The sequence below is a fragment of the Edaphobacter sp. 4G125 genome (assembly GCF_014274685.1).
In the GTDB taxonomy this organism is placed as follows: Bacteria; Acidobacteriota; Terriglobia; order Terriglobales; family Acidobacteriaceae; genus Edaphobacter.
Genome location: NZ_CP060393.1, coordinates 3,054,884 through 3,070,239, shown reverse-complemented (window position 1 = coordinate 3,070,239; position 15,356 = coordinate 3,054,884). Strand labels below are relative to the sequence as shown.

Below are 15,356 nucleotides of genomic sequence, written 5' to 3'. Positions count from 1 at the left end.
AGAGAGCTTCACTCGGCACCCTGGTAGCGAGGCTATTTGGTGGTGTTGAGCACCAGGACGGTGGCAATGGGGTCGAGAGCTTTGGCCGGGAGCTCGACATCAAGAGCACTGCCGTTCTGAGTGAACTTGAGCGCCTTGTGGGCCGGGTCCGCGAGCAGGTAGGCTCCGGTGACCTTGCGAGGCATCTTGTCGACGTGGAAATGCCCTTTCCAGTCAAAGATCTCGACGTACACCTTGTTGCCCTTGGTGGTGGAGCGCCAATCCCAGGTGGGAGTGAACTTCGGATTTCCGCGGCGGTCCTTTTCGGTCTGGCTGAAGGTTCCGGTGGAGACATCGAAGATGGTCGCGGAGGTTCCGTAGATGGCTTCGCCGTTAACCTTCATCCACTTGCCCATGTCGTGCAGGCGATCAACCTCGGGTTGAGGGACGATCCCCTTGGAGTCGGGGCCAATGTTGAGCAGGTAGTTTCCGCCCTTGGAGGCGATGTCGATGAGATTGCGGATAAGGGTCTCAGAGGACTTGAAGTTCATGTCAAAGGACTTGTAACCCCAGGTGTCGTTGATGGTCATGCAGGCCTCCCAGTCGCGGCCGGGGAAGCCCTGGGCGGGGATGTACTGCTCGGGGGTTTCGGTGTCGCCCTTATAGGTTCCACCGAGACGGTTGTTCCAGATGAGGTTGGGGTATTTGTTGAGCACCTTAACGATTTCGGCGGCGCGCTCTGGCGTCATTGCTTTGCCGGGGGTATCGAACCAGACGACGACGGGATAGCCTTTGTAGTTCTCAAGCAACTCCTTGATCTGGGGGATCGCCTTCTTGTGGAGATACTCGTCGAAGGAGCCGTCCTGAGCTTTATCCCAATGACCAGTGTCCTGATTGTGGCCGGGACGGACTGCGGCCCCGCCACCTGGAGCGGTCCAGTCCTGTGACTGCGAGTAATAGAAACCAAGCTTGACGCCTTGCTTACGACATTCCTCGGCGAGCTCCTTGAGGGGATCGCGCTTGAAAGGAGTTGCGTCGACGATGTTGAAAGGATCGGCCTTGGAGTCGAACATGGCGAAGCCGTCGTGGTGCTTTGAGGTGATGACGATGTACTTCATGCCGGCATTCTTGGCGAGAGCGACGATGTCGTGTGCGGAGAATCCGGTGGGATTGAACTGCTTAGCCAAGGCTTTATAGTCAGCGACGGGAATGGAGAGGTCGTTCATGATCCACTCGCCGTTATTGTGCGGAGTGCGCTGCCCCTTCCACTCGCCGGCGGGGATGGAGTAGAGCCCCCAGTGGATGAACATGCCGAAGCGGGCCTCACGCCACCAGGCCATGCGTGCGTCGCGCTGCGCGGGAGTTTCGGTGTCCTGAATAGAGGGAACGGGATGACGAGTGGGAGTTTCGTCAGGCTTGGAACCCTGCAGCTGAGCATAGCTGAGGGATGCGGATGCGAAGAGAAGACCAGTGGCAATGCTACGGTGCAGGAGCTTCACAGAATCACCTTTCTCGGTTGATTTACGACAGGAAGGAATTATAGGTGAAAGGTTATATTCATGCTTGGAAATTTATTTCTCGATTTCCTCGGGCTTTATACAAGTCGAGAGGGAGGCGATATGTGGGATTTCTCCAGCCCAGCGAGCAAGCTCTCAGGGAAACCACGGTTTCGCGGCCGGTCGGAAGATGGGGCACCCGATTTTCTGTTCTGGATAATGCGGGGGATTTCTCGACTCCGTGCTTTGCACTCCGCTCGAAATGACACATCTGGACGCGCGGCGAGGTATGTTGCTTCATCAAAATACGGGGATTCTTCGTCTGCGGCTCAGAATGACGGAGGAGCGGGAGTTATGGAGAGAGGGGTGGGCGTGCGGGTATGATCGCTCTGGTGAGCGTAGAGGGGAGGGCGATGGACGCGCGGCGGATGGTGGAACGATTGCGCGCGGGGGATGCCCGAGCTTTGGCGCGCGCTGTTTCTCTCGTAGAGGATGGCGTGGAAGGAGCCGGGGAACTTCTGGCGGAGTGCAGAAAATTTACTGGTAATGCTCTGAGGGTGGGGGTAACGGGTTCTCCGGGGGCGGGGAAGAGCACGTTGGTGGACCAGATGGCGCGATGGCTACGCGACCAGGGGAAGCGAGTGGGTGTCGTGGCAGTAGACCCGACGAGTCCTTATACCGGAGGCGCGTTGCTGGGCGACCGAATCAGGATGCAGTCGCTTGCGACAGATGAGGATGTTTATGTGCGGAGCATGGCATCGCGAGGTGCGATGGGCGGATTAGCCCATGCCGTGGGAGGGGTCTGCGATGTGATCGCGGCCTCGGGACGAGAGATCGTACTGATTGAGACGGTGGGCGTGGGGCAGGACGAGGTGGAGGTGGCCCAGCTGGCGAATGTGACGGTCCTGGTGCTGGTTCCGGGGATGGGGGATGAGGTACAAGCTCTGAAGGCCGGTGTGATGGAAGTTGCCGATATCTTCGTGGTGAATAAGAGCGACTGCGGTGGTGCGGAGCAGGTGGAGGCAGAGATCGTCGCCATGCAAGGACTGGCTGAGAGGCAAGATAGCTGGGTTGCTCCCGTAGTGCGGACGGTGGCGACGACGGGTGAGGGGATTGCCGGGCTGATGGAGACAGTACAGAGATGCGCGGAGGTGAAACGTGCTTCCGCGGCAGACCGCAGATCCCTACGACAAGCTCAGGACAGGCTCTTTGACTCCGCCTCAGCTGCGCTTGGAGTCGCTCAAGATGAGACATCTTTTGGTATTACAGGCGCGCAGTTGCGACTCGATCATCTGGGAGTGGCGGTGAAGAGTATCGCCGGCGCGCGCGATTTTTACGAGATGCTGGGGATGAAAGTCTCCCATGAAGAGACGGTGAAACATGAGCAGGTTCGTGTAGCGATGCTTGCAATGGGGGAGAGCCGATTGGAACTGCTGGAACCTACGCATGGGGATTCGGTGATCGGACGATTTCTGGCCAAACGAGGGGAGGGGCTGCATCACATCGCCCTGAAGGTGGAGGATGTGGATGCGACCTTTGCGCGACTGAAGGAGAATGGAGTGAGGTTAGTGAATGACGAGGTCCGCGTGGGTGCAGGTGGGCACAGGTATTTCTTTGTGCATCCGGCGAGCACTGGAGGCGTGCTGATGGAGATTGTAGGCAAGGGATGATGCGGCTGTTGTTGATCGATACGTGTGGAGGCGAGGGGAGTGTGGCCCTGGCAGAGGGTGAATCTCCGAAGGTGGTGGCATCGGAGGTGTTGCCTGGGCGAAGCGCCTCGGAGAGGCTAATTCCGGCGATCCGGCAGGAGATGGAGGACAAGGGCTGGAGGCTGAGCGATCTGATGGCCATTGTGGTGGTGCATGGGCCAGGATCGTTTACTGGAGTGCGCGTAGGGCTGAGCGCAGCCAAAGGGCTATGCGAGGCAGGCAGGATTCCGCTGATTGCGGTTTCGCGACTGGCACTTATAGCGAATGCGGTGGGAAAGATGGAAGGCGAGGTCTGCGCGGTGCTGGATGCCGGCCGGGGGGAGTTCTACTGCGGAGTCTATGCGGGGCAGCGGAAGATCAGTGAGTCTCTTCTTACGGCCGAGGAGGTGGCAAGAGCTGCTGAAGGAGTGAGTGCGTTAGTGTCCTGTGAGCCGAAGGTGGTGGAGGTGTTGAGCGCTCTGGGCCCGCACCTGGTCGGGGAGCCGAAGGCAGACGATGCGTTGCCCTTTGCGCTGGAGAAGATTGCGCGAGAAGAGTTTGATGATCCGGCGACGATCGATGCGAACTACCTTCGCCGGACGGACCTGGAGATCTTTGCAAAGGTAGCGAAGGGCGCTTCACGGTGAGTGGCGAGGTAAAGATCCGGCGGGGTCAAATGAGCGACCTGGGAGCGGTGATGGCGCTGGAGCGAGGTGTAGAGGAAGCTCCACACTGGAATGAGGAGGAATATGCGTCTACTATTCGCGATGAACCTGGTGTTGTTCGTAGATTGCTTGTGATTGCAGAGCACGCAGGCGAATTAGTGGGGTTGGCTGTGGGCAAGGTGATCGACACGGGAGCTAGTGCTGTTGCAGAGTTGGAAAGTGTGGTGGTTGCCCAAGAGGCTCGCCGCATGGGAGTGGGGAGGGCGCTGTGCGAAGAGGTGATTGCCTGGGCTAGAGGTGAGGGAGCGGTAGACGTGGAGCTGGAGGTACGTTCTGCGAATGCTCCTGCGAGGGCTCTTTATAGGAACTTGGGCTTTGTCGAGGTGGGTGTGAGGAAGAGGTATTATCACTCGCCCGGGGATGATGCGGTGTTGATGAATCTCAATATGGCTTAGGAGATGGGGCGTGAGCCGAGGATGAGGATATCGACCAGTCTCTTTGCGCTCTGTTGCCAGTCTGTCCCAGAGGCTACGTTAGAGACGCCTATAAGGGCTCGAAGCAGATCGATTGGATCAAGATCGTCGCGTATATCGCCGCTCTCGATGGCTCGACCGACCAGCGCATGACTTGCACGCCAGATATGATCACGGGATGACTCGAAGACCTTCGAGCAGTCACCAACGAGCGAATTCAGGGCAGGTGCGATGATATGTTTTGCTGCGATGTAATCGACAAAGAGCAGCATCCATGCCCGCAACGCCTCGATTGGGGGCATCTTTGTAGAAAGCTCACGCTCTGCGGCGGCTAGTTTTTCTACTTCGGAGCGATAGACGGCTTCAAGCAGAGTTTCTCGGGTAGGAAAATGACGATAGAGAGTTCCTGGCCCCACACCTGCTTGCCTGGCGACCTCGTCCAGACTGATATTTGCACCAGAGAGGGTGAAGGCTCTTCGGGCGATTTCCAGGATGCGCTCACGATTTTGTTGCGCATCGGCGCGCTGCTTGCGATGTGCGGGTTGTGGAGGCTTCGTGACCATCCGAAAATATTGCAACCGGAGACTATCTCCGCTTATCTCTTTCTATGACGGAGACACTCTCCGTTTTAGTACAGCCGTAATAACTGGTCAATCCAGGGAGGAAGAGAAATGGCGAAGGTATTTGGCGCAACTTCAACCACGGAAGATGTTTTGTCCGGGGTAAATCTTAAAGGCAAGCGGATCTTGGTAACGGGTGTTTCGGCAGGACTCGGAATAGAGACGGCGCGATCGCTTGCAGAGCATGGAGCGCATGTGGTGGGCGCGGCACGGGATCTGGCGAAGGCAGAAGCAGCGACTGCTCAGGTACGAAAAGATGCGGCGGCCAATGCTGGAGGGTTCGAGATCGTCACACTCGATTTGGGTAGCTTGAAGAGCGTGCGCGCTGCCGCTGATGATCTGCTAACGAAGGGAGAGCCTTTCGATGTAATTATTGCCAATGCGGGAGTAATGGCTACTCCTTTTGAACATACGAAGGACGGTTTTGAAAGGCAGTTTGGCACGAACCATCTGGGACATTTTGTTTTTGTCAATCGGATTGCGCCACTTCTTCGCGCAGGCGGGAGGTTAATCAACCTGTCCTCGGGAGGCCACCGATTTTCTAATGTCAATCTTGATGATCCCAACTTTGAGCGAACGCCATACGAACCCTATGTCGCTTATGGGCGTTCAAAGACGGCCAACATTCTCTTTGCGGTCGCCTTCGATAAACGTCATCGAGAGCGCGGCGTGCGCGCAGCGGCGGTGCATCCGGGAGTCATACGAACAGAGTTGACTCGTTATATGGACCCTGCGCAGTTTCAGGCAAGGCTGGATCAGATCGCTCAGCAGCTAGCTGCAGAGGGTAAGGAGCTGCAATGGAAGACGGTTGCGCAGGGATCAGCAACTTCGGTGTGGGCTGGAGTTGTTGCTCGGGGTGAGGAGATTGGAGGCCGCTATTGCGAGAACTGCCATGTCAGTGACATCGTCCCGGATGATGTTGTTCTTAGTCCGGTTAACGAGGGAGTGCGTGGATATGCCCTGGATTCCGACAGTGCGGAGGCTCTCTGGAAGAAGAGTGAAGAGTTGGTAGGAGAGTCATTTTAGTGCGACTTTGGCTAAGGGGGGATAGAGATCAAGGCTATCCCCTCGTTCTCCTACGGAAAGAGTGGAAAAACTGCTTTGCCTCCGTTCAGCTGGCTGTGTTAGCTTGTTGAGCCAAGTTGGGATGTCGTTTGAGCTGGAGGTGCCTGTCTCATGCAGACTGCCAAATTCACGGAGCTCCCGAAGACCGCCCCGCATCCATCCATGCAACAGCTTGCCCAGGAACACAGCTTATATGATCGTCGGCTGGACACGCTGCGATCGAAGCTGTTTCTCACCGAAGAGGAGAAGGTGGAGGAAGTTCGGCTGAAGAAGCTAAAGCTGAGCTTGAAAGATGAGATGGAGCGGTTGCGAAGAATGATGTTGTAGAAACGCAACACTGATCCGGGTACATACGGCTCCGTACAGAGGATGGGAGAAGGCTGAAGGCTTCGTGTGCGCATGGCCGTATAATCGAGTCACTTATGGTTCGAGATGGATACTTTTATGCGCTGGGTCTGGGAGTCGTGGCGGCTGCGGTCTGGCTGCTTACCCATTCCTATCTTTTGGTGGCGCTTCCGCTTCTTCTAGCAGCTTTCTTTCTGTGGTTTTTCCGGGATCCTGAGCGGAGAATTCCCTCTGGTTCCGGTGCCATCGTATCTCCCGCTGACGGCGTGGTAACGGATGCTGAGTGGATTGAAACAGTGTCGGGAAGCCGACTGAGACTGAGCATCTTTCTGAGTGTGTTTAATGTGCATGTCAACCGCTCTCCTGTATCTGGAACAGTTCGGCTGGTAGAGTTCCGCAAAGGGCAGTTTCTGAACGCTATGAATGCGGAGTGCGTTCTTAATAATGAGCAGACGCTGATTGTGGTGGATGCAGGTGGCTACGAGGTGAGTTTCAAGCAGATTGCCGGTCTGTTGGCCCGGCGTATCGTATGCAATCTGAAAGCGGGAGACCGAGTCGAGCGCGGACAGCGGATTGGACTGATTAAATTTGGATCGCGAGTGGATGTACTGCTGCCGGCAGAGGTCAACCTGATGGTGAAGAAGGGAATGCGGGTTCGGGGTGGGTCTACCGTACTTGCGGAGTTCACCGGGAATGCGAATCCTTCGAACACGGCTGCGGTGATCTGATGGCGGGAATGTCGGGAATAGAGCCGATGGGGACGAACGCCCGTGAGAAGCGTCGCCCCAGCCGGGGAATGTATGTGTTGCCCTCGCTATTTACGGCTGGGAATATTGCTGCTGGATACTACGCGATTATGCAGAGCATCCAGGGTTCTGAGGCGGCCCCGGCCTTTTTTGACCGCGCCGCGATTGCGATTGGTCTGGCGGTGTTGTTCGATGGCGTGGATGGAATGATTGCACGGCTTACGAATACTGCGAGCGACTTTGGACGCGAGCTGGATTCACTTGCAGATGTGATTACGTTTGGAGTTGCTCCTAGCCTGCTGGCCTATAGCTGGGGTTTCCGGATGCTTCCAATGACGGACTTTCCGCAACTGCGGGACCGCATCATTCATCTTGGAGTCTTTGTCTGTTTCCTGTTTCTGATTTGTGGGGCAAGCCGGCTGGCGAGATTCAATATCAGCATTAACCCTCAGCCAAGGAATCCGGGAAGGCCAGGGAAGAAATATTTTGTCGGGATGCCGATTCCAGCGGGGGCTGGTGTGATTGCTTCGGTGGTGCACTTTGAAAATGGCTCGCCGATTACGGATCCGCGATGGTCAATTGTTTGGCTGTGTCTGATCCTGTTTACCGGGTTTCTGATGGTGAGCACATGGAGGTTTTGGAGCGGCAAGGAGATCAGCCTGGGGCAGCGGCATCCCTTCCAGCTTGTGGCAGTGATCGTTGCCGTAGGAGCGCTGATCGCGCTTTATTCAGAGTATCTGTTGATTGTGGTTGCATTGGGTTATCTGGTTTCAGGAGTTCTGGCTCGGTTGGCGTATTCGTGGGGACAGAAAAGGCGGCAAGCGGGCGCGTCCCGATGAAGGGATGAAATCTATTGGTCATGCAGGTGGAGATGACAAGCAGGATTTATCGAATTGCAATTGTTGGAGCTTCATCGCTGCTGGGCAAAGAGCTGAGCGGAGAGCTGAATGAGTCTTTGCTGGCTGCATCGAATATCTCCTTGCTGGAAGAGGAAGAAGAGACTGCGGGGCAGCTGACTGCTGCAGGAGATGAGGCGGCGTTCATCCAGAAGATCGACAGCACCTCGTTTGAGCAGATGGACTTTGTCTTTTTTGTGGGCACTCCGGATGAGACCAGAAGGCATTGGCAGGAGGCCCGGAAGGCCGGCGCAAGTATTCTTGACTTGACGTACGTGCTTGAAGGCGAAAAGGACGTTGTGGTGATGTCGCCCTGGGTGAGCGAAGTTGAGGGCAGGCAGGCGCCTGCTGCTCCGGGAGTGGATCTGGGGACCCAAGCTGTGGTTCCCGCGCATCCTGTGGCGATGATGCTGGCGCTGGTGGCAGCGAGGGTTCAGGCCAAGCTCCCTGTTAGGGTGTTGACGGCAACGGTGATGGAGCCGGCTTCAGAACATGGTCGGGATGCTATGGACGAAATGCATCAGCAGACGGTGAGTCTGTTATCTTTCCAGACGCTCCCCAGGGAACAATATGATGCCCAGGTTTCGTTTAACCTGCTGCCATCCTTAGGTGGAGTGGCGAAGGTTCACCTTGATGCAATCGAGAGTCGAATCCGTCGTCAGTACAAGGCGCTTTCGCACGGAGTTCTTCCTGAATTATCGATGCAGATGGTGCAGGCGCCGGTTTTTCATGGTTATGTAGCGTCTGTGTTTGTAGAGACAGAGAAGGCGGCAACTGTGGCCCAGGTTGAAGAAGCGCTGACAGGTGAGCACATTGATGTCGTCACCAGGGAATCTGAGCCTCCGAGCAACCTGAGCGCGGCAGGACAGGAAGAGATTATGGTTCGTGTTACAGGAGAGTCTGAAGGAGCTGAGCAAGGGACCCGCTTCTGGCTGTGGTTGGCCGCCGATAATCTTAAGCTGGCAGCCGATCACGCCATTGCCTGTGCCGCAGAACTTAGGCGGTTACGGCCTTCAGGAAAGGTGCAGTAAACAGGGCGTTCTGGATGTTTGGAGTCAGAGAGCAGGAGGAAAACGAGGACGTGCAGAACAATTTGCCTTCGGCGGTTGAGCCGGAGATGCGTATCGGGATCGATTTAGGTGGAACGAAGATTGAAGCGCTGGCCCTTGATTTTAAGGGTGTAGAACTTGCCCGGCATCGCATCGATACCCCTAGAGACGACTACAAAGGAACGATCGCCGCGATTACAGGGTTGGTTCACCTTTTGGAGTCGAAGACGGGCAAAAAGGGAAGCGTGGGCGCGGGAATTCCAGGAAGTATCTCGGAGAAGACTGGTCTGGTGAAGAACGCGAACTCGACGTGGCTGAATGGACGTCCTTTAGATAAAGATCTTTCTGCCGTGTTAGGGCGCGAGGTACGGATTGCCAACGACGCGAACTGCCTTGCGGTTTCAGAAGCAACGGATGGAGCGGCTGCAGGAAAGCGTGTTGTCTTCGGGGTGATCCTGGGGACCGGATGTGGCGGTGGCGTGGCGGTGAACGGCCGTGTACATGCAGGGCCAAATGGAACTGGTGGGGAGTGGGGACATAATCCTCTACCCTGGCCGAGCGCAGAAGAAAATCCGGGCCCTGTTTGCTATTGCGGAAAACCTGGCTGCATGGAGATGTGGGTCTCTGGAACAGGGTTGGCACGGGACTATCAGGCGACGACAGGAAAGCAACGCACGGCGCGAGAGGTGATCGCGGCATTTGAAGCAGGAGAAAAAGAGGCGTTAGCGGTTGTCGAACGCCTGGAGGATCGCCTTGCACGCGGTCTGGCTAATGTTATTAATATTCTCGATCCTGATGTCTTTGTGCTTGGAGGAGGGCTCTCGCTCACGAAGCACCTTTATGAAAGTCTGCCGAAACGTCTTCCGACGTATGTGTTCGGAGGAGAAGTGGACACTCCGATTCTACAGGCGAAATTTGGTGATTCGAGTGGTGTACGTGGCGCCGCGTGGTTATGGCCTATTGTTCGTTAGACACCCCAGACGGCTTGGTTATGCGATACTGAAAAAGACAAGTTGGCAGTGCACTTTGCATGCTCTTTCTCGATAACTTGTTATTTGAATAGAGCCGGGATGGCGGAACTGGCAGACGCAGCGGACTCAAAATCCGCCGACCCTTGCGGTCGTGGGGGTTCGACCCCCCCTCCCGGCACCAACAAAACAAAGGACTTATGCTCATTTTGCCTCTCGAAAATCGAGAGGCAAAAATCGTTTGGTGGCTGTTTTGGTGGCTGTTTGTTTTTGGGATTTCCATTTCTGCCGCGATGCGTCTCTGTGCAACGGCGTGCCTCCGGTCAGCCGAAATCGTCATCCCGCCAATTCTTTTGTGAGCCACCTATCGATCAACTTCAGTCACGAAAGTGATCGATAGAACCCTCTTCTATCGATCATGCTTTGCACGCTCTCTCCCTGTTAGCGTACCGGCATGGCAAAAGGTCACACACTCGATCGAGATCAGCTGTATGCCGAGGTTTGGTCTGAAGCGATGACGAAGGTCTCCACGCGTTATGGGGTCTCCGATGTCGCGCTGGCAAAGATCTGCCGCAGGATGGATATCCCGGCCCCTGAGAGAGGCTACTGGGCTCGTGTCGCAGCGGGTCAGAAGCTACCCCGACCTCCTCTTCCACCTCGCGGACAGGGCGTGCCACAAACAGTCCAGGCCGATCCAGGTCGCGGGAGGACGTGGGCGTCCGAACTGAAGACGGCGGAGATCACTCCCGCACCTGTGTCAGGTGTGTTGTCTTCGCCCCATCGCTTCACGCTTCAACTGCAGAAGAGCTTCTCTCTGCGCAGCCCGGATTCTTACGGACGAATCGGCTCTTCAAGAGAGGACATCGATGTGAAGATTGCGCCCAGTTCGATACCGCGTGTGCTGCTCTTCGTCGATGCCTTCCTCAAGGCGGCCGAAGATCGTGGCTATTCATTCGTCCTGCCGGAGACGGAGTATGAACGTGGGCTAGAGATCGTGATCCAGCGTCAGAGAGTGAAGTTCACAGTCTTCGAAGAAGCCACCCGAGTCGTATCAAAGGGCACACGGTCCGCACAAACGACCGTTGAATTTCATCCCTCGGGGCGACTCTCCTTCAGGATTCGGGAATACCTGGCCACACGCAATGAACCGACCTTCTCGGATCGATCTAAGGAATCGCTCGAAAGCCAGTTGGGCATCATCCTCCATGGCTTGCGTACAGCCGCAGCGGAATTGGCAGAGAGGACGGAGAGATTCGCCAGGAAGAAGGAAGCCGAGGAAAAGCGCGCGGATGAGCATCGACGAGCTCAAGCCCAGTTGAAGAAGCTCGATGAGGACGTGGAAAACTGGAGCAAAGCTGAAGCGCTTCATCGATTGATTGCGCAGGTAGAGCGCAGGATCGAGTCGAAACCGCCTGCGGAAGCTGCCTACGCGGACCGATGGCTTACGTGGGCAAGAACGGTCGCAACCAATCTTGATCCGACCTCACAGGGCTTGAACCAGTTCTTCGAACACTATCGCAAACTTGGCCGGCCGACATCACCGCACGATCTGGAGTGAGTCGAGAACGTTTGTCTGATTGTTCCCGTACGGGAACAATGAACCGTGATCAGCCAATGCGGCACCGAAATATTCCCGCACGGGAACCTCGACGCAGTTCGTTGGCTATTCGGATGGTCTGGAAGAAATCCGATCGATCACCGAGAGGCGATGTTCCGGTGACAGGTGGCTATAGCGTGCAGACATCGTGATTGTCTTATGACCTGCGAGTTCCTGAATCTCTTTGATGGAAGCACCAGCCATCGCCAGCCAGGAACAGAACGTATGGCGATTCGAGTGCCAAACATAATCTTCGATTTCGGCCTCTTCCAGACTCGGCACAAACCATGACCGTGTATCAAAGCGTGGGCCCTGCTTTACGAAGATAGGATCGGTAGCTTTCTGCCCTTTACGACGGAGGCTCTCGAACGCTGAAGTCGAATCATCGTTGAGATGGACCGTGCGAGCGGAACCATTCTTGGTTTCAATGAGGTCTACCGTACGACGGTCAAGATGAACTTGGCTCCACGTGAGCGAGTATTGCTCGGAGAGACGCATGCCTGTATTCACCGAAATGATGAACTCTGCTAGGTGTTCTGGAAACTTCCTCTCGATTACCTTATAGAGACGTACATACTCGTCGCGCGTGAGAAATCGCAGCCGTCCTGATCCTTCTCGGCGGTGGCGCACTAACCGAGCGGGATTGATTGTCACCTTGCCATTGTGGACACCCTCTCGATAGCAAAGCGAGATAAACGCCTTGTAGCGATTCGCCGTAGCTGGTGTCTTGCAGTGGCTGCGTAACCAGCGCTCGATTTCCTGAGGGGTCAGTTCGTTAGCCAGCTTCTTGCCCAGTGCTTCCCTTACGATTCCAGCTTTACTGACGTAGCTGCGGAAGTCCTTGTGGTCGGCTACATACTCAAGAGCATCATCAATGAGTTCAGAGAAGCGTAGCGACTTCGAGTCTCGCAACTCGGGCAGCTTACGTCCCGAGACGATATCTCCGCGGCGCTTCTGATACAGCTTGTTGGCGAGATCCTTCTTGCCAACTTTTTCTCGACGACGCTTGCCATCGACATAATAGTTAATCCACCAAACACCACTACCTACCGGTTTCTCAAAAACTCCACGCATAAAGTCCTCGCGCATCTTGAGGCCATCCAGCGACAGAGTCTGTTTACGGACAGCTGACCATTAGCCAGCAAGTCTTTCTGGATGATCTGATCTTGAAAAGCGCTTCAATTCAGCTGTTGCAATCAGCACTCTCGTGCCAATCCTCCGTATGTTTAGCTGCCGCGTGGACACGAGGTAATCAATCGCTCGTGGGCTAATCGACAGCATCTCGGCAGCTTCATCTCTGCCTACGAGAATCTTTTCTTGGGGGGAGATCGAGGCACGCGCTGGACGCTTCCTCTGTTGCAGTGGCTGCTGTATAGCTGATTCGGGGATGGGCATGTAATCTCCTCTGGCAGGTTGGGCTTTCGAGGTACCGCGTTGCCAACGAGGATTGACGATGACAGACGTTCAAGTCCAATTACTTTTCGTAAGCTCATTATTCCTCCTTGGAATGATCGTCCGTCTGACCACTCTCACCGCTACTACAGCTTGAGCGACATCTGACCTGAGGCATCGCCGTGCTGACCGTTCGGAACTGCTTTCTTGAGGAACGCTCTCCCAAACTCGTTTACTAGACGCGAAGACTGGTCCGCCCTTAGGGCTAGGTAGGACGTGAACTCAAGAGCCTTCGATGTGAGGGGACGACTTACGAAGTTGTTTCCCGCGATCTGTTCCGCTACCCCAGGCGGCATAAAAGCCACACCAAAGTTCTCGGAGATGAGTTGCACTACTTCCTGAGGAGTCATGTAGTGATGGAGCTCAATAGGTGACACCCCTAATTGCTTTGCGCTCTCAAAAAGACGGTCGTAGAGCGCAGGATTTGCTTTCTTCGGAAACATCATCCACCCCACATTTGTAAAGTCTTCAATGCTCACAGACCGCTGCTGAGCTGCGGGATGATCAAGAGACATCACTGCGTGAAGAGGGGCCGTAACGAGCGGCACCAAAGTGAGAAGAGGACTATCAATCGGCTCTTCGAGAAGAGCGATATCAAGTTCTGCAGAAAGAACGCTGTGAACGAGTTCACTTGCGAAGCGGCTCTCCATCCGCAAACGAAGACTCGGATAAAGAGGTAGATTCACAGAAAGTAAAGCCGAAACCAAGACGGGACAGACGTAGGGACTGTGTCCTATCGTAACGACCGGCTGAATCTCTTCTTGTGTCGCGCGAGCAGTACGTATTGCCTTCTCCAAGATGGCCAACGAATCCTTGCAGCCACGAACGAACACTTGGCCCGCTTCTGTGAGCTCGACGTGTTTCTGATCGCGCTCGAAGACCACAAAGCCCAGGCGGCTTTCTAGCTCGGCAATCTGCTTGCTAAGGGCAGGCTGCGTAATCCTCAGCCGGTCTGCCGCTCGTGTAAAGTTCATCTCTTCGGCCAGTGTGACTGCGGCCATCTGAAGGCGGATATCAACGAGTAAAGACAATGAGTACTCCAACGGTGCATCTTCACTGCTCGACTACACACTTGCGTTGGTCGGTGCTCGACATCTGCTCGTTCGCCTTCTGGCCCTTTGCGGTTGGGACTTGCCCAACGACGGCAGGTTCGTCTATCGGTAACAGAACGATCCAAAAGTTTCGCATCCCGCCTAATTTCACTACATCTGAATCGTAAGGTTCAGATATAATTATTGCAAGCTGGATGGACTGGGAGTATGCCAAGCATCAACGTGCCATTGATCTCCATCGCGCTTGCCGATCCGACGCGCTTTGGAATCCTTAGATCGATCTCCAGTTGTGAAATGATCTCTTCCCACGCCCTATGCGAGATGTTCGGCGTCACGCCCGCCACCGTTTCGCACCACCTGCAACAGCTCCGCCTCGCTTCGTTAGTAGTGTCGTCTCGCGATGGGCGCTGGAGACGGCACAAGGTCAATCGAGAGGTCTTGGGTGCTTATGTGTCAGCTCTCTCAAAGCTCGCGTTGGTTCACACCGAAGCCCACGAAGATTCGGCGTCGGTATGACCTGCATCCTAAAAAGAAGTTTCGACCTTTTCGGTCCAGAAGTGTATCAAATAGAAGGTATGAGCAAGACGGCCGACAATCCGAAGATGGGCCGCCCAAGGGGCTTCGATACGGAAGCCGCTTTGGACGCGGCTACGCGCGTGTTTTGGGAAAAAGGATATGAGGGAGCCACCCTGACCGACCTGACAGATGCAATGCGGATCAACCGATCAAGCATGTGGGCTGCATTTGGCAATAAGGAAGAGCTCTTCAAGCGAGCATTTGAGCGATACACGAATGTCTACCAGAGCTTCATGCGCGAAGCTCTCAAGAAGCCAACCGTGCGGGAGATGATCGAAGCTGCGTTGCGAGGAACAGTGAACTTCCTCTCGACGCCGGGCTATCCGAAGGGGTGCCTATCGATTCAGGGAGCTCTTGCAGTCGGTGACGAAGCCGACTCGATAAAGCAGTGGTTGATTCAGGGGAGGAAGCAAGGGGAAGCTGTTGCACGTAAACGCCTAGAGCAGGCAAAGAAGACAGGGGAACTGGGGAAGGACGTGGACCCCGTTGCTATGGCTCGCTTTATAGCCGCTATTTTGCAGGGACTCTGTGTGCAAGCGGCGAGCGGGGCGACCAAGGCGGAGTTGACCAAAGTCGTAGACACAGCACTTGGATACATGGGGTACGCGGACTGACACAGTTCATTTTCCTTCCCAATGGAATCAGGCTCGCTGAACATCGCGAGCCTGATTCTCTTGAAAAGTGAATTG

Annotated in this window: 16 protein-coding genes and 1 tRNA gene; 13 read left to right on the top strand and 4 right to left on the bottom strand. The window is 55.4% G+C overall.

Going from position 1 to position 15,356, the window contains the following annotated elements; translation table 11 throughout:
* Window positions 1–32: 32 nt before the first annotated feature.
* The gene (locus H7846_RS12775) at window positions 33–1,478 is read right to left on the bottom strand and encodes an alpha-L-fucosidase (RefSeq protein WP_186692562.1); all 1,446 of its coding nucleotides are present in this window, start codon (window positions 1,476–1,478) and stop codon (window positions 33–35) included.
* A gap of 410 nt (window positions 1,479–1,888) precedes the next feature.
* Here H7846_RS12775 and meaB point away from each other — a divergent pair, with 410 nt between their 5' ends.
* The 3 genes from meaB to H7846_RS12760 are packed head-to-tail and all read left to right on the top strand — an operon-like array spanning window position 1,889 to window position 4,283.
* On the top strand, window positions 1,889–3,145 hold the full coding sequence (gene meaB / locus H7846_RS12770; RefSeq protein ID WP_186696365.1) for a methylmalonyl Co-A mutase-associated GTPase MeaB: 1,257 nt from the start codon (window positions 1,889–1,891) through the stop codon (window positions 3,143–3,145).
* The gene (gene tsaB, locus H7846_RS12765) at window positions 3,142–3,810 is read left to right on the top strand and encodes a tRNA (adenosine(37)-N6)-threonylcarbamoyltransferase complex dimerization subunit type 1 TsaB (protein ID WP_186692560.1); all 669 of its coding nucleotides are present in this window, start codon (window positions 3,142–3,144) and stop codon (window positions 3,808–3,810) included. Before meaB ends, tsaB begins: the two co-directional genes overlap by 4 nt.
* Window positions 3,811–3,839: 29 nt before the next feature.
* Window positions 3,840–4,283, top strand: coding sequence for a GNAT family N-acetyltransferase (locus H7846_RS12760; RefSeq protein ID WP_186692558.1), 444 nt, complete (start codon window positions 3,840–3,842; stop codon window positions 4,281–4,283).
* On the opposite strand, the gene H7846_RS12755 is transcribed toward H7846_RS12760, so the two are convergent.
* Entirely contained in the window at window positions 4,280–4,879 is a 600-nt protein-coding gene (locus H7846_RS12755; protein ID WP_370561250.1) for a TetR/AcrR family transcriptional regulator, read from the bottom strand. The two genes, H7846_RS12760 and H7846_RS12755, sit on opposite strands and share 4 nt — an antisense overlap.
* Window positions 4,880–4,972: 93 nt before the next feature.
* Here H7846_RS12755 and H7846_RS12750 point away from each other — a divergent pair, with 93 nt between their 5' ends.
* The 8 genes from H7846_RS12750 (at window position 4,973) to H7846_RS12715 (ending at window position 11,548) form a co-directional block, all read left to right on the top strand.
* Window positions 4,973–5,947: an SDR family NAD(P)-dependent oxidoreductase gene (locus H7846_RS12750; protein ID WP_186692556.1), complete on the top strand. Its 975-nt coding sequence runs from the start codon at window positions 4,973–4,975 to the stop codon at window positions 5,945–5,947.
* Window positions 5,948–6,097: 150 nt separating this feature from the next.
* The gene (locus tag H7846_RS12745) at window positions 6,098–6,313 is read left to right on the top strand and encodes a DUF465 domain-containing protein (protein WP_186692554.1); all 216 of its coding nucleotides are present in this window, start codon (window positions 6,098–6,100) and stop codon (window positions 6,311–6,313) included.
* A 95-nt stretch (window positions 6,314–6,408) separates the two neighbouring features.
* Window positions 6,409–7,059: a phosphatidylserine decarboxylase gene (locus H7846_RS12740; protein WP_186692552.1), complete on the top strand. Its 651-nt coding sequence runs from the start codon at window positions 6,409–6,411 to the stop codon at window positions 7,057–7,059.
* Between the two features lie 8 nt (window positions 7,060–7,067).
* Window positions 7,068–7,916, top strand: a complete 849-nt coding sequence (pssA, locus tag H7846_RS12735; protein WP_255460617.1) for a CDP-diacylglycerol--serine O-phosphatidyltransferase — start codon at window positions 7,068–7,070, stop codon at window positions 7,914–7,916.
* 32 nt (window positions 7,917–7,948) lie between these two features.
* A complete protein-coding gene (locus tag H7846_RS12730) occupies window positions 7,949–9,004 on the top strand; it encodes an Asd/ArgC dimerization domain-containing protein (RefSeq protein WP_186692550.1) in 1,056 nt (351 codons plus the stop codon).
* A 50-nt stretch (window positions 9,005–9,054) separates the two neighbouring features.
* Window positions 9,055–9,993, top strand: a complete 939-nt coding sequence (gene mak, locus H7846_RS12725; protein ID WP_255460616.1) for a fructokinase — start codon at window positions 9,055–9,057, stop codon at window positions 9,991–9,993.
* A gap of 93 nt (window positions 9,994–10,086) precedes the next feature.
* Window positions 10,087–10,174 (top strand) — tRNA-Leu (locus H7846_RS12720).
* A 270-nt stretch (window positions 10,175–10,444) separates the two neighbouring features.
* Window positions 10,445–11,548 carry a hypothetical protein gene (locus tag H7846_RS12715; protein WP_186692548.1) on the top strand — a complete coding sequence of 368 codons (1,104 nt, stop codon included), beginning with the start codon at window positions 10,445–10,447 and terminating at the stop codon, window positions 11,546–11,548.
* A gap of 105 nt (window positions 11,549–11,653) precedes the next feature.
* On the opposite strand, the gene H7846_RS12710 is transcribed toward H7846_RS12715, so the two are convergent.
* Together H7846_RS12710 and H7846_RS12705 are read right to left on the bottom strand one after the other, a co-directional pair.
* Window positions 11,654–12,676: a tyrosine-type recombinase/integrase gene (locus H7846_RS12710; protein WP_186692546.1), complete on the bottom strand. Its 1,023-nt coding sequence runs from the start codon at window positions 12,674–12,676 to the stop codon at window positions 11,654–11,656.
* 449 nt (window positions 12,677–13,125) lie between these two features.
* Window positions 13,126–14,070: a LysR family transcriptional regulator gene (locus tag H7846_RS12705; RefSeq protein WP_186692545.1), complete on the bottom strand. Its 945-nt coding sequence runs from the start codon at window positions 14,068–14,070 to the stop codon at window positions 13,126–13,128.
* Window positions 14,071–14,298: 228 nt separating this feature from the next.
* Here H7846_RS12705 and H7846_RS12700 point away from each other — a divergent pair, with 228 nt between their 5' ends.
* Together H7846_RS12700 and H7846_RS12695 are read left to right on the top strand one after the other, a co-directional pair.
* Complete coding sequence (locus tag H7846_RS12700) at window positions 14,299–14,607, top strand: ArsR/SmtB family transcription factor (protein WP_186692543.1); 309 nt, start codon at window positions 14,299–14,301, stop codon at window positions 14,605–14,607.
* A gap of 59 nt (window positions 14,608–14,666) precedes the next feature.
* Window positions 14,667–15,281: a TetR/AcrR family transcriptional regulator gene (locus H7846_RS12695; RefSeq protein WP_222597500.1), complete on the top strand. Its 615-nt coding sequence runs from the start codon at window positions 14,667–14,669 to the stop codon at window positions 15,279–15,281.
* The last annotated feature ends 75 nt before the right edge of the window (window positions 15,282–15,356 follow it).